Source organism: Streptomyces sp. TRM64462 (assembly GCF_013362995.1).
Classification (GTDB): Bacteria; Actinomycetota; Actinomycetes; order Streptomycetales; family Streptomycetaceae; genus Streptomyces.
In genome coordinates this window covers 1-12,838 of sequence record NZ_JABWDV010000311.1, presented here as the reverse complement: position 1 = coordinate 12,838, position 12,838 = coordinate 1, and the positions used below count along the sequence as shown (strand labels likewise).

General features: G+C 72.1%; 13 protein-coding genes, 1 tRNA gene and 2 pseudogenes. 5 read left to right on the top strand and 11 right to left on the bottom strand.

Features of this window, described 5'->3' with window-relative positions; genetic code table 11:
• Positions 1-5: 5 nt before the first annotated feature.
• A complete protein-coding gene (locus tag HTZ82_RS15230; RefSeq protein WP_175409918.1) occupies positions 6-662 on the top strand; it encodes an SDR family oxidoreductase in 657 nt (218 codons plus the stop codon).
• A 101-nt stretch (positions 663-763) separates the two neighbouring features.
• On the opposite strand, the gene HTZ82_RS15225 is transcribed toward HTZ82_RS15230, so the two are convergent.
• Positions 764-845 (bottom strand) — tRNA-Tyr (locus HTZ82_RS15225).
• 197 nt (positions 846-1,042) lie between these two features.
• Here HTZ82_RS15225 and HTZ82_RS15220 point away from each other — a divergent pair.
• From HTZ82_RS15220 to HTZ82_RS32265, 4 genes and pseudogenes are all read left to right on the top strand, one after another.
• A complete protein-coding gene (locus tag HTZ82_RS15220) occupies positions 1,043-1,531 on the top strand; it encodes a YajQ family cyclic di-GMP-binding protein (RefSeq protein ID WP_175409917.1) in 489 nt (162 codons plus the stop codon).
• Positions 1,532-1,771: 240 nt separating this feature from the next.
• Positions 1,772-2,275, top strand: a complete 504-nt coding sequence (locus HTZ82_RS15215) for a methylated-DNA--[protein]-cysteine S-methyltransferase (protein ID WP_175409916.1) — start codon at positions 1,772-1,774, stop codon at positions 2,273-2,275.
• Complete coding sequence (locus HTZ82_RS15210; RefSeq protein ID WP_309235490.1) at positions 2,272-2,937, top strand: alpha-ketoglutarate-dependent dioxygenase AlkB; 666 nt, start codon at positions 2,272-2,274, stop codon at positions 2,935-2,937. Before HTZ82_RS15215 ends, HTZ82_RS15210 begins: the two co-directional genes overlap by 4 nt.
• A gap of 78 nt (positions 2,938-3,015) precedes the next feature.
• Positions 3,016-3,182, top strand: a pseudogene (locus tag HTZ82_RS32265) (amino acid permease); the annotation flags it as partial.
• A 119-nt stretch (positions 3,183-3,301) separates the two neighbouring features.
• On the opposite strand, the gene HTZ82_RS15205 reads toward HTZ82_RS32265, so the two are convergent.
• The 10 genes and pseudogenes from HTZ82_RS15205 to HTZ82_RS31830 form a co-directional block, all read right to left on the bottom strand.
• Complete coding sequence (locus HTZ82_RS15205) at positions 3,302-3,697, bottom strand: YccF domain-containing protein (protein WP_175409915.1); 396 nt, start codon at positions 3,695-3,697, stop codon at positions 3,302-3,304.
• Complete coding sequence (gene htpX, locus HTZ82_RS15200) at positions 3,694-4,557, bottom strand: zinc metalloprotease HtpX (RefSeq protein ID WP_175409914.1); 864 nt, start codon at positions 4,555-4,557, stop codon at positions 3,694-3,696. The genes HTZ82_RS15205 and htpX overlap by 4 nt, the downstream gene beginning before the upstream one ends.
• A 181-nt stretch (positions 4,558-4,738) precedes the next feature.
• A complete protein-coding gene (locus tag HTZ82_RS15195; protein ID WP_175409956.1) occupies positions 4,739-6,298 on the bottom strand; it encodes an NADH-quinone oxidoreductase subunit N in 1,560 nt (519 codons plus the stop codon).
• A 56-nt stretch (positions 6,299-6,354) separates the two neighbouring features.
• A complete protein-coding gene (locus HTZ82_RS15190; RefSeq protein ID WP_175409955.1) occupies positions 6,355-7,908 on the bottom strand; it encodes a NuoM family protein in 1,554 nt (517 codons plus the stop codon).
• A gap of 27 nt (positions 7,909-7,935) precedes the next feature.
• The gene (locus HTZ82_RS15185) at positions 7,936-9,927 is read right to left on the bottom strand and encodes an NADH-quinone oxidoreductase subunit L (RefSeq protein WP_175409913.1); all 1,992 of its coding nucleotides are present in this window, start codon (positions 9,925-9,927) and stop codon (positions 7,936-7,938) included.
• On the bottom strand, positions 9,924-10,307 hold the full coding sequence (nuoK, locus tag HTZ82_RS15180) for an NADH-quinone oxidoreductase subunit NuoK (protein ID WP_175409912.1): 384 nt from the start codon (positions 10,305-10,307) through the stop codon (positions 9,924-9,926). Before nuoK ends, HTZ82_RS15185 begins: the two co-directional genes overlap by 4 nt.
• Positions 10,307-10,894 carry an NADH-quinone oxidoreductase subunit J gene (locus HTZ82_RS15175; protein WP_309235489.1) on the bottom strand — a complete coding sequence of 196 codons (588 nt, stop codon included), beginning with the start codon at positions 10,892-10,894 and terminating at the stop codon, positions 10,307-10,309. Before HTZ82_RS15175 ends, nuoK begins: the two co-directional genes overlap by 1 nt.
• Positions 10,891-11,652, bottom strand: a complete 762-nt coding sequence (locus HTZ82_RS15170; protein WP_175409911.1) for an NADH-quinone oxidoreductase subunit I — start codon at positions 11,650-11,652, stop codon at positions 10,891-10,893. The genes HTZ82_RS15175 and HTZ82_RS15170 overlap by 4 nt, the downstream gene beginning before the upstream one ends.
• Entirely contained in the window at positions 11,652-12,620 is a 969-nt protein-coding gene (locus tag HTZ82_RS15165; protein WP_175409910.1) for a complex I subunit 1 family protein, read from the bottom strand. The genes HTZ82_RS15170 and HTZ82_RS15165 overlap by 1 nt, the downstream gene beginning before the upstream one ends.
• Positions 12,617-12,838: pseudogene (locus HTZ82_RS31830) on the bottom strand (NADH-quinone oxidoreductase subunit C); the annotation flags it as partial. The pseudogene HTZ82_RS31830 and the gene HTZ82_RS15165, both read right to left, overlap by 4 nt.

The following is a 12,838-nucleotide window of genomic DNA, read 5'->3' as shown; positions in this document are numbered from 1 at the left end:
TGAGCATGCGCATTGTCATTGCTGGAGGACACGGCCGGATCGCTCTGCGGCTCGAACGGCTGCTGGCGGCGGGCGGGCATGAGGTGGCGGGCATCATCCGGAGGCCCGAGCAGGCGGACGACCTTCGGGACGCGGGCGCGGAGCCTGTTGTGCTGGACCTGGAGTCCGCGTCGGTGGAGATGATCGCCGCGGTGCTGCAGGGCGCCGACGCGGCGGTGTTCGCCGCCGGGGCGGGGCCGGGGAGCGGTGTCGCCCGCAAGGAGACCGTGGACTGGGGCGCGGCGGTCCTGTTCGCGGACGCGGCGGAGCGCGCGGGGGTACGGCGCTTCCTCATCGTGTCCTCGATGCGCGCCGACCCGGACCACCCGGGCAGCGAGGTGTTCGACGCGTACCTGCGCGCGAAGGGCGCGGCCGACGCGTACGTGCGGTCCAAGAGCGCCCTGGACTGGACGATCCTGCGGCCCGGCATCCTCACGGACGACGCGGGCACGGGCCTGGTCCGCCTGGAGGCCTCGACCGGCCGCGGCCCGGTCCCGCGCGACGACGTGGCCGCCGTCCTGGCCGAACTGGTGGAGACCCCGGCGACGGCCGGCCTCACCCTGGAACTCGTCAGCGGCACCGTCCCGGTCTCGGTCGCGGTGAAGGCGGTCGCCGGCAACTGAACCCCGGTGCGCGGGTGTGGCGACGGCAGGTAGCGACAGGCCGCGACAGCAGAAGGGCCCGTGATCAGCGTCTCCGCTGATCACGGGCCCTTCTCATCGCGTGGCGGCGCCAGGATTCGAACCTGGGTAGGCTAAGCCGACGGATTTACAGTCCGCTCCCATTGGCCACTCGGGCACACCGCCATGGGATGTCGCCCCAGGAGACCTGGCCTTGCGGCGGTGCTCCCTGGCAACGACGTAAACAATACCTGATCCCCGGGGGTGCTCCGCCACCGGATTTGATCAGCGCGTGGGGCCCGTGCGGGTGGCTAGGCTTTGGGGTTGCGGTCGGCGCGGTCCGGCCGCACCCCCTACGCACCCGATACAAGGAGCCACAGGACATGGCCGACTCCAGTTTCGACATCGTCTCGAAGGTCGAGCGGCAGGAGGTCGACAACGCCCTCAACCAGGCGGCGAAGGAGATCTCCCAGCGTTACGACTTCAAGAACGTCGGGGCGTCGATCTCGTGGTCCGGCGACAAGATCCTGATGCAGGCGAACTCCGAGGACCGGGTCAACGCGATCCTCGACGTCTTCCAGTCCAAGCTGGTCAAGCGCGGGATCTCGCTGAAGTCGCTGGACGCCGGCGAGCCGCAGCTGTCCGGCAAGGAGTACAAGATCTTCGCCACGATCGAGGAGGGCATCTCGCAGGAGAACGCCAAGAAGGTGGCGAAGATCATCCGCGATGAGGGCCCGAAGGGCGTCAAGGCGCAGGTGCAGGGCGACGAGCTGCGGGTCACCTCGAAGAGCCGGGACGACCTTCAGGCCGTGATCGCCCTGCTGAAGGGCAAGGACTTCGACTTCGCGCTGCAGTTCGTGAACTACCGCTGACGTCTCCCGAGACGTTTCTGCACGGTCCTGCACGATCGCAGGCGGGACGGGGGCGGACATGGCCGACGGCCGGTCCGCCCCCGCCTCGTTCGCCGGGGGTTCCGGCGGCTCGGGGCGGTCGCGGTCGCCGCGTCCGTGCGGTCGTCGCGTCCATGCGGTCGTCGTGTCGGATTTCCGCCAGCGGGCGGGTGGTCCGGCGGGCGACACTGGCGGGAGCAGGGACGAGGAGGACGGACCACCATGACGGTGTACGCGCATGTCGACGGGCCCCTGGGCACGATGCTGCTCGTGGGCGAGCAGCGGCCCGACGGGGCCACCGCGCTGGCCTCGCTCTCGCTGCCGGGGCAGAAGGGCGCGGTCGCCGTGCGCGATGGATGGCGGCACGCGCCGGAGGCGTTCGTCGCGCTCGCCCGGCAGCTGGACGCGTACTTCGCGGGACGGCTGACACGGTTCGACGTCCCATACGCGGAGCAGGGCGGCGCCACCGACTTCCAGCGGCGCGTGTGGCGGGCGCTGGACGACGTCCCGTACGGCACCACGACGACGTACGGCGAGATCGCCGCGCGGGTCGGCGTGAGCGGCGCGGGGGTGCGGGCCGTGGGGACGGCGATCGGCCGCAACCCGCTGCTCGTGGTGCGGCCCTGCCACCGGGTGATCGGCGCGGACGGTTCGCTGCGGGGCTACGCGGCGGGGCCCGAGCGCAAGGAGCGGCTGCTCGGCCTGGAAGGCGCGCTCGTACGGTGACGGATGGGCTCGGGCTGTTCCCGCTGCCCCGGGAGCGCGCGGAGATCGCTCCCGGTGCGGTGCACGTCCCGGGGTGGCTGTCGGCCGGGCGGCAGCGTGAGCTGGTCGAGGCGTGCCGCGCGTGGGCGCGGGGGCCGGTGCCGCTCCGGCACACCGCGCTGCCCGGCGGCGGGGTGATGTCGGTCCGTACCGTGTGCCTGGGATGGCACTGGCAGCCGTACCGGTACACCCGGACCGCCGACGACGTGAACGGTGCCCGCGTCGCCCCGTTCCCGGCCTGGCTGGCCGAGCTGGGGCGGGCGGCCGTGGCCGACGCCTACGGGGACGACGGCGGCTACGCGCCGGACGCTGCGCTGATCAACTTCTACGACGCCGACGCGCGGATGGGCATGCACCAGGACAAGGAGGAGCGCTGCGGCGCCCCGGTGGTGTCCCTGAGCATCGGCGACAGCTGCGTCTTCCGGTTCGGCAACAACGAGAGCCGGGGGCGTCCGTACACCGATGTGGAGCTGGCGTCCGGCGACCTGTTCGTCTTCGGTGGGCCGTCCCGGTTCGCGTACCACGGCGTGCCGAAGGTGTACCCGGGTACGGGCGACCCGGCTGTGGGCATGCGCTCGGGGCGGCTGAACCTCACCCTGCGGCAGACCGGGCTGAGCGGGTAGGCCGGGCTGAGCGGACGGGCCGGGGCGGGCTGAGCGGCTAGCGCGATCGTGAGTGGCCGGACAGGATCCGGTAGGCGATCAGCAGGGGCGGCGCTCGGTTCGCTGCTGGCGCTGATCCTCGGGGTGTCCCGTACGACGCTGGCGATGGCCCGGGACGGTCATCTGCCCCGTTCTCTCGCCGCCGTCCACCCGCGCTTCCGGGTGCCGCACCCACGCGGAGCCGGCGGTGGGCGCGCCAGGGGTGTGCGTTGCCGGCGGCGGGCGCGATGCGGTTCAGCGACTCTGCGTAATCAGTCATGGGTTCATGGTGGACCACGCCACTGACACCCCGCCCGGCCTGTGGACAATTCCGGCCGTGCGTGCGCTACCAGCCGTTGGCGAAGGCCTGGTCCGTCGGGACGATCTCCTTGCCGAGGGGCAGCAGCGAGACCGGGACCAGCTTGAAGTTCGCGATGCCGAGCGGGATCCCGATGATGGTGACGCACAGGGCGATGCCGGTGACGATGTGGCTGAGCGCCAGCCACCAGCCCGCGAGGATCAGCCACAGCACGTTGCCGACGCAGGAGGGAGCGCCCGCGTCGCGGCGGTCGACGACGGTGTGGCCGAAGGGCCAGAGGGCGTAGACGCCGATGCGGAAGGCGGCCAGGCCGAACGGGATGCCGATGACCGTGATGCACAGCAGCAGCCCGGCGGCCATGTACCCGAGGAACAGCCAGAAGCCGCTGAAGACGAGCCAGATGATGTTGAGGATGGTCTTCACGGACGGTGACCTGCCATCTGTTCGAGCCGGGCGATTCGTTCCGCCATCGGCGGGTGGGTGGAGAACATGCGGGCCATGCCCTGGCCGGGACGGAACGGGTTGGCGATCATCATATGACTGGCGGTCTCGATCCTCGGCTCCGGCGGGAGCGGCAGGCGCCGGGTGCCCGCCTCCAGCTTCCTCAGGGCGCTGGCGAGGGCCAGCGGGTCTCCGGTGAGCCGGGCGCCCGACGCGTCCGCCTCGTACTCCCGGGAGCGGCTGATGGCCAGCTGGATGACCGACGCCGCCAGCGGGCCGAGGATCATGATGAGCAGCATGCCGAGCAGGCCGGGTCCCTCGTCGTCGTCGGAGCGGCCGATCGGGATGAGCCAGGCGAAGTTCACGAGGAACACGATCACGGACGCGAGGGCGCCGGCGACCGACGCGATCAGGATGTCCCGGTTGTAGACGTGGCTGAGCTCGTGGCCGATGACGCCGCGCAGCTCGCGCTCGTCGAGGATGCGCAGGATGCCCTCGGTGCAGCACACCGCGGCGTTGCGCGGGTTGCGCCCGGTCGCGAACGCGTTGGGGGCCTGGGTGGGTGAGATGTACAGCCGTGGCATCGGCTGCCTGGCCTGTGTGGAGAGTTCGCGGACCATCCGGTAGAGCTGCGGCGCCTCGAACTCGCTGACGGGGCGGGCCCGCATGGCGCGCAGCGCCAGCTTGTCGCTGTTCCAGTACGCGTAGGCGTTGGTGCCGAGCGCGATGAGGACGGCGACGATCAGGCCCGTACGCCCGAAGAAGCTGCCGATCAGGATGATGAGTGCGGACAGTCCTCCGAGGAGTACGGCGGTCCTGAGCCCGTTGTGCCGGCGGTGCACGGTACGCCCTCCATGTGGTGCGGCAGGGGAACCTCGCTGGTCTTGCTCCACCCTCCAGTGGACCCTCCCCGTCTGGTCAACGCCAGGCGGGAGTGGCTGGTTCCCTGGTGCACGCGGGGCGCGCGCCGCCGGCGGACTCGGCCGACCGGGTGATCCGGCGCGGTGCGGGCGGCCGGGACGGTCAGAAGAGGGTGGTGGTGGCGAAGCGCAGGACCAGCTGCGGGTAGCCGGACAGCAGGACGCCGCCGACGCCGGTCAGGGCGATGGCCGTGGTGAGCGGTGCGGGAGCCCGGTGCCGTACGGGGACCGCCACCGCTTCGGCGGCCTCGGGGGCGGCTTCGGGGGCGCGGAACAGGATGGCCGTCCAGCGCAGGTAGTAGTACAGGGCGACGACCACGTTGACGGCCATGACCACCGCCAGCCAGCCGAGGCCGGCGTCCACGGCGGCGGAGAACACCACGACCTTGGCGAAGAGGCCGATGATGCCGGGCGGCAGGCCCGCCAGGCACAGCAGGAAGAAGCCCATGGCGAGCGCGGTCACGGGCCGCGTCGCGTACAGGCCCCGGTAGTCGGCGATCCGGTTGGCCGGGTGCGTACGGGCGACGAGCGCGGCGACGGCGAACGCGCCGAGGTTCACGACGGCGTACATCAGGGCGTACGCGACGGTGGCGCCGATCTGGTCGTCGCGGGAGTACGCGGCGGCGGCGATCGGCACCAGGAGGTAGCCGGCCTGACCGACGGACGACCAGGCCAGGAGGCGTACCGCGCTCCACGCGCGCGTGGAGACCTGCCGCAGGGCGGCGACGTTGCCGACGGTCATGGTGAGCGCGGCCAGCACGGCGAGGGCGGGGCCCCACACGTCCGCGTACGACGGGAAGGCGACGACGGTCACCAGGATGAGGCCGGTGAAGCCGACGGCCTTGCCGACGACGGACAGGTAGGCGGCGACGGGCAGGGGCGCGCCGACGTACGTGTCGGGGACCCAGAAGTGGAAGGGCGCCGCAGCGGTCTTGAAGGCGAAGCCGACCAGCGTCAGGGCGACACCGGCCTTGGCGAGGGTGCCGAGCTGTGCGGGCACGTCGTCGAGCTGCTGGGCGATCTCGGTGAGGTGGAGGGTGCCGGTCGACGCGTACACGAAGCTGACGCCGAGCAGGGTGACCGCGGTCGCGGTGACCGAGGACAGGAAGAACTTCAGCGCGGCCTCGCCGGACATGCGGTCGCCGCGCTTGAGGCCGACGAGGGCGAAGGCGGGCAGCGAGGCGACCTCCAGGGCGACGACGAGGGTCGCCAGGTCGCGGGACGCGGGGAGGAGGGCGGCGCCCGCGGCGGACGCGAGCAGCAGGAACCAGAACTCTCCGGCGGGGAGGTTCTTCTTGGTGTCCGTGACGGACAGGAGCGCGGTCAGCAGGGCGCCGCCGAGCACCAGGAACTGGATGGCCAGCGTGAAGTGGTCGGCGGTGTAGCTGCACGCGCCGGGGTCGGCGACGAGGCAGAAAGTGGCCCGGTCGCCGGCGCGCAGCGGCAGCAGGGCGAGGAGCGCGGCGGCGAGTCCTGCGGTCGCCGTCCAGGCCAGGAGGGGCTTGCGGGCGCGCGGGAGGAACAGGTCGGCGACGAGGATCGCCAGGGCCACGACGGCGGCGATGGTCGGGGGCGCGATGGCGACCCAGTCGACGGTCTGCACGAGGTCGCCGCCCGCGGGGGCGGCGAGGGCCGTGTGCCCGGCGGTCGGTGCGGGCGGCAGGGCCGGCGGCGTGGCATCGGCCGCCGCGGCGACGGCGGTGCTCGTGGCGGCGAGGGTCACGACTTGCCTCCTGCGAGGAGCTGCTGCACGGCCGGGTCGGTGAGGCCGAGGAGGGCCGCGGGCCAGAGTCCGGCGAGGACGGTGAGGACGGCCAGCGGGGTCCAGGCGGCGAACTCGTACGCCTGGACGTCGGTGAGGCGCGGCTGGTCGGCGGTGGGCGCGGCGCCCATGCAGACGCGGCGTACGACGACGAGGAGGTACGCGGCGGTGAGCAGCGTGCCGAGGCCGGCGATGGCCATGAAGGTGAGGAAGGCGGGGCGGCTGAGGCCAGGGGCGGGTTCGAAGGCGCCGAACATGGCAAGCATCTCGCCCCAGAACCCGGCGAGTCCGGGCAGGCCGAGGGAGGCGACGGCGCCGAAGGCGAGGAGGCCGCCGAGGCGGGGCGCGCGGCCGTAGAGGGCGGCCCCGGTGGCGCCGGAGAGCGTGTCGAGGTCGGCGGTGCCGGTGCGGTCCTTGAGGGCTCCGACCAGGAAGAACAGGAGACCGGTGATGAGGCCGTGGGCGATGTTGGCGAACAGCGCGCCGTTGACGCCGGTGGGTGTCATGGTCGCGATGCCGAGGAGTACGAAGCCCATGTGGCCGACGGACGAGTAGGCGATGAGCCGCTTGAGGTCGCCCTTGGCACCGGGCCTGGCGAGGGCGAGGCAGGCGAGGGATCCGTAGATGACGCCGGCGACGGCGAAGGCCGCGAGGTACGGGGCGAACACCTGCATGCCGTCGGGGGTGACCGGCAGGACGATGCGCACGAACCCGTACGTGCCCATCTTCAGCAGGACGCCGGCGAGGAGGACGGAGCCGACGGTCGGCGCGGCGGTGTGGGCGTCGGGCAGCCAGCTGTGCAGCGGCCACATCGGCGTCTTGACAGCGAGGCCGACGCCGATCGCGAGAACGGCGATGACCTGCAGCGATGTTGAGAGGTCACGGCCGTTGTCAGTGGCGAGTGCCACCATGTCGAACGTGCCCGCCTTCAGCCCGACGAGGAGGAAGCCGAGCAGCATCACGACCGAGCCGAGGAGGGTGAAGAGGATGAACTTCCAGGCGGCGGCCTGCCGTCCCTCGCCGCCCCAGCGGGCGATGAGGAAGTACATCGGGATGAGCACCATCTCGAACGCGAGGAAGAACAGCATCAGGTCGAGGACGGCGAAGGTCGCGAGCGTGCCGGACTCGAGGACGAGGAGCAGCGCGACGAACGCCTTCGGGGACGGCCCCGCAGGCATCTTGTAGTAGCTGTACAGCGCGCTGAGGAAGGTCAGCAGCGCGGTCATGACCAGGAGGGGGAGGGAGATGCCGTCGACACCGAGGTGGATCCGCACGTCGAGTGCCTTGATCCAGCTGATGTCCGTCGTGGCCTGCATTCTCGACGGCTGGTCGTGGTCGAAGCCGAGCGTGAGGACGACGGCCGCGAGGAGGACCGCGCCGGTGACGGTCACACCGTGGCGGAGTACGGCCTGGTCGGGTGACGTGCCCTTCAGCCCGGGCGGTGCCGGGAGGAGGGCCGCGCCGGCGCCGAGGAGGGGGGCGACGACGATGAACGCGAGAAGGAACTGCATCACGGACTCGCTGATATCGAACACGGCTCACGCTCCCGCGGCGACGAGGACGGCGGCGATCGCCAGGACGACGGAGCCGGCGAGCAGCACGCTGAGGTAGGTCTGCACGTTGCCGGTCTGGGCGCGGCGGACGGCGGCGCCGAGCAGGCCGGTCGTGGCCCCGGCCCCGCGGACGTAGGTCTCGACGACCTCGCGGTCGAGGAAGCGGACCAGGGAGGCCGCCGCCTGCACGGGCCGTACGAACAGGGCGCTGTAGACGGCGTCGAGGTGGAAGCCGGCCGCGGCGTGGCGGTGCAGGGGGCCGAGGAGCAGGCGTCCGGGGTCCGCGGGGTCGGGTGCCGAGGCGATGGAGCCGTACGCGGGGGTGTGCGTGGCGATGGCCTCGGCTTCGGACACGGCGGGCTCGGCCTCGGGGTGGGCGGCCACCGCGCCGAGGGGGACGCGGGCGGCGCGGGTGGAGGTGTGGCGCCAGGCGGCGTAGGTGAGCAGGCCGCCGGTGAGGGCGATGCCGGTGCTCAGGACCGCGGTGGCGGTGGTCGGGGTGAGGGCGTTGCCGTCGAACCAGTCGTCGAGGGAGGTGACGGTCAGGCCGAAGGCGAGTGAGGGGACGGCGAGCACCCACAGGACGGTGGTCATGGCGATGGGCTGCCTGCCGTGGTCGGGGGCCTCCGCTCCCCTGCCGCGGAAGGCGAGCAGCCACAGGCGGGTCGCGTAGGCGGCGGTGAGGAGGGCGGTGAGCAGGCCGGCTACGAGGACGGTCCAGCCGGCCCCGGCGGGGGCGATGTCACGGTCGCCGAGTGCGGTGTGCTCGGCGGCGACGAGGACGGCTTCCTTGGAGAAGAAGCCGGCGAACGGCGGGATCGCGGCGAGCGCGAGGAGGGCGACGGTCATCGTCCAGTACGCGTCCGGGATGCGCCGGGCCAGTCCGCTCATACGGGACATGGCGGCGAGCGAGTTGGTGCCGGCGGCGTGGATGATCACGCCGGCGGCGAGGAACAGCAAGGCCTTGAACGCGCCGTGCGAAAGGAGGTGGAAGACGGCGGCGCCGCGGTCGCCGACGGCGAGGGCGCCCGTCATGTAGCCGAGCTGCCCGATCGTCGAGTAGGCGAGGACGCGCTTGATGTCGTCCTGGGCGAGCGCGGCGAGGGCCGAGCCGACCATGGTCACGGCGGCCATCACGGCGAGGACGGTCATCGCGGCCGCGGAGGCCGCGAAGAGGGGGAGGAGACGCGCGATGAAGTAGACACCGGCGGCGACCATGGTCGCGGCGTGGATGAGCGCGGACACCGGTGTGGGGCCGGCCATGGCGTCGGGGAGCCAGGTGTGCAGCGGGAACTGGGCGGACTTGCCCGCGACGCCGGCGAGGAGCAGCAGCGCCACCAGGGTGGGGTGGTCGATGGCTCCGGAGGCGACGGCGCCGAGGACGCCGGTGATCCGGAACGTGCCGGCGTCGGCGGCCAGGGCGAACAGGCCGATGAGGAACGGGACGTCGCCGAGCTTGGTGACGAGGAACGCCTTCAGCGAGGCGGCCCGAGCCTCGGGGGTCTCCCAGTAGTGGCCGACGAGGAAGTACGAGCAGATGCCCATGATCTCCCAGCCGACCAGCAGCACCATCAGGTCGCCTGAGTAGACGACGAGCAGCATGGCGGAGGTGAAGAGGGAGACGAGCGCCGCGTAGGACGGGTAGCGGGGGTCGTCGCGCAGATAGCCGGTGGAGTAAATCTGCACGCAGGACGCGACGACGGCGACGAGGACGGCCGTGAGGACGGCGAACCCGTCGAGGTGCAGGGCCAGCTCGACGGGGACGGAGCCGGTCGGGGTGAGCTGGGTGGCGGCGTCGACGGCCTTGCCGCCGCCTTGGCGGGCGGCGACGAGGACGGCCAGGACGAGGGCGGCGAGCGTCGGCAGGACGGCCAGGGGGCGGACGAAGCCGGGGGCGGTGCGTCCCAGGAGGAGACCGGCGGCGGCGCCGAGGAACGGAAGGAGGGGGACGAGGACGGCGAGAGTCGTGGTGGTCACGCGGTGGCCTCAGCCTTCTTGCCGGTCTGCGCCGGGGTGCCGGAGTGCTCGCCGGGGGCCCCGTCGGGGCCGGCGGGCTCGGCGTTGTCGCGGAGTTTGTCGATGTCGGCGGTGCCGCGGCTCCGGTAGACCATCAGGACGATCGCCAGGCCGATGCCGATCTCGGCGGCGGCGATGGCGATGGTGAAGAGGGTCAGGGCCTGGCCCGCGTGGAGGGTGTCTCGGAGCCAGACGTCGAAGGCGACCAGGTTGAGGTTGACGGCGTTGAGCATGAGCTCGACGGACATCAGGACCAGGATCGCGTTGCGGCGGGCGAGGACGCCGTAGAGGCCGGTGCAGAACAGCAGCGCGGCGAGGACGGCGGGGTAGGCGAGGTGCATCAGCGCTTCCCCTCCCGGTCGGTGCCGTCCGTGCCGCCGCGGCGCGACAGGACGATCGCGCCGACGAGCGCGGCCAGGAGGAGGACGGAGAGCGCCTCGAAGGGGAGGACCCAGTTCTGGAAGAGCATCTCGCCGGATACGCGGGTGGAGCCCTGGGCGGGTCCTTCGAGGTCGATCCAGGTGGTGCGGAAGGCGTCGACGACCACCCAGACCAGGGCGGCCGCGGCGGCGACGGCCACGACGAGTGCGGCGGGGCGGTTGCCCGAGTCGGCGTCCGGTGAGCGGCCGATGGGTGCCCTGGTGAGCATGAGACCGAAGAGGAGGAGGACGACGACGGAACCGACGTAGATGAGGACCTGGACCCAGGCGATGAACTCGGCCGTGAGCAGCAGGTACTCGACGGCGAGTCCGCCGAGCGCCACGACCAGCCAGAGGGCGGCGTGGACGAGCTGGCGGGTGGTGACCGTGACGACGGCCGCGCCGAGCGTGACGACGCCGACGAGGAGGAAGGCGATCTCGACGCCGGTGGGCGACAGGAACCCGTTGGTGGCCGTGGTGAGGGAGGGCGCCGTGGCGAGCAGCGTCACGCGGGGCCTCCCTCGGGGGCGGTGCCGGGCGTGCCCGTGCCGGACGTCCCCGTGCCGGGTGCGCCCGGGCCGGGCGGGCCGTCGGCGGGTGTGCCGTCGGTGGGCGGGCCGTCGGTGGGGCGTTCGGGGGTGCCGTCCGCGGTCGGCTGGGCGGCGGCTTCCTGGGCGGCGGCTTCCTGCGCGGCGGCTTCCTGCGCGGCGGCTTCCTGCGCGGCGGCCTGCTGGGCGGCGGCCTGCTGGGCGGCGAGTTTGTCGGCCGTCTTGCGGGCGGCGGCGAGCTCCTTCGGCTCCTCGGCGCCCGGGTCCAGTGCCGGGGGCTCCGGGACGGTCCACATCCACTCGCGGAGCTTGTCCCGCTCGTGGGTGAGGTCGCGGATGTCCGTCTCCGCGTACTCGAACTCGGGCGACCAGAACAGCGCGTCGAAAGGACACACCTCGATGCAGATACCGCAGTACATGCACAGCGCGAAGTCGATCGCGAACCGGTCGAGAACGTTACGACTGCGCTCGCGGCCGCCCGGGGCGGCGGGCGGGACCGTCTCCTTGTGGGAGTCGATGTAGATGCACCAGTCGGGGCACTCACGGGCGCAGAGCATGCAGACCGTGCAGTTCTCCTCGAACAGGCCGATGACGCCACGGGTGCGGGGCGGCAGTTCGGGCTGCACGTCGGGGTACTGCGCGGTGTGGCTCTTCCTCGTCATCGTGCGGAGGGTGACGGCGAGGCCCTTGGCGAGGCCGGATCCTGGGACGGGGGACATTATGCGATCACCACCTTGACGATGCCGGTGAGGGCGATCTGGGCCAGCGCGAGAGGGACGAGGGTGGTCCAGGCGAGCTTCTGCAGCTGGTCCTCGCGGAGCCGCGGGTAGCTCACGCGCAGCCAGATCACGATGAAGGCGAGCACGGCCGTCTTGAGGAGGGTCCAGACCCAGCCGAGACCGTCGGCGCCGAACGGGCCGTGCCAGCCGCCGAGGAAGAGGACGGTGGTCAGACCGCACAGGATGACGATGCCCGCGTACTCGGCGAGCAGGAACAGTGCGAAGCGCAGCCCCGTGTACTCGGTGTACGCGCCGAAGATGATCTCCGAGTCGGCGATCGGCATGTCGAAGGGCGGGCGCTGGAGCTCGGCCAGGCCCGCCACGAAGAACACCAGCGCGCCGACGATCTGCCAGGGCAGCCACCACCACTGGAACGCGTCGAGGATGCCGATCAGCGAGACCGTACCGGCGGCCATGGCGACCGAGGCGGCGGCGAGCAGCATCGGCAGCTCGTAGGCGAGGAGCTGGGCGGCGGTGCGCAGACCGCCGAGGAGGGAGAACTTGTTGGCCGACGCCCAGCCCGCCATGAGGGAGCCGAGCACGCCGACGCCCATGACGGCGAGCACGAAGAAGATGCCCGCGTCGACGACCACGCCGACCGCGCCCTCACCGGGGCCGACAGGGATGGCGACCAGGACGAGGAGGTACGGGAGGAGAGCTATGGCGGGTGCGAGCTGGAAGATGCGGCGGTCGGCCTCGGCCGGGACCACGTCCTCCTTCTGCGCGAACTTCACGCCGTCGGCCACGAGCTGGGCCCAGCCGTGGAAGCCGCCCGCGTACATGGGTCCGAGGCGGCCCTGCATATGGGCCATGACCTTGTGCTCGGTCTGACCGATCACCAGGGGCAGGGTCAGGAAGAGGGCGAAGACGACGACCAGGCGGAGGGCGACGTCGAGTGCGTCGTTCACGCGTCTCCTTCTCCTTCGGGGTGTCGTCGGTCGGGCTCGGCGGCAGGCTCGGCTTCGGGTGCCGGTGCGGGTTCGGTTTCGGGTTCGGGTGCGTCGAAGGCTGGGCGGGGGTTGTTCCAGGGGGCGTCCGTGCTGCGGGTGCGCGCGGGGCGCGGCGCTTCCGGAGTCTTGGGCGCGGTGTCGTCGGCCTCGCCCGGGGCCGCCGGGGCGGACGGCGT

Bases quoted from the DNA above. Each gene is read 5' to 3' on its own strand.
- HTZ82_RS15230 (WP_175409918.1), top strand. From the start codon at position 6: ATGCGCATTGTCATTGCTGGAGGACACGGCCGGATCGCTCTGCGGCTC.
- HTZ82_RS15220 (WP_175409917.1), top strand. From the start codon at position 1,043: ATGGCCGACTCCAGTTTCGACATCGTCTCGAAGGTCGAGCGGCAGGAG.
- HTZ82_RS15215 (WP_175409916.1), top strand. From the start codon at position 1,772: ATGACGGTGTACGCGCATGTCGACGGGCCCCTGGGCACGATGCTGCTC.
- HTZ82_RS15190 (WP_175409955.1), bottom strand. From the start codon at position 7,908: ATGCAGTTCCTTCTCGCGTTCATCGTCGTCGCCCCCCTCCTCGGCGCC.
- nuoK (WP_175409912.1), bottom strand. From the start codon at position 10,307: ATGCACCTCGCCTACCCCGCCGTCCTCGCCGCGCTGCTGTTCTGCACC.
- HTZ82_RS15170 (WP_175409911.1), bottom strand. From the start codon at position 11,652: ATGTCCCCCGTCCCAGGATCCGGCCTCGCCAAGGGCCTCGCCGTCACC.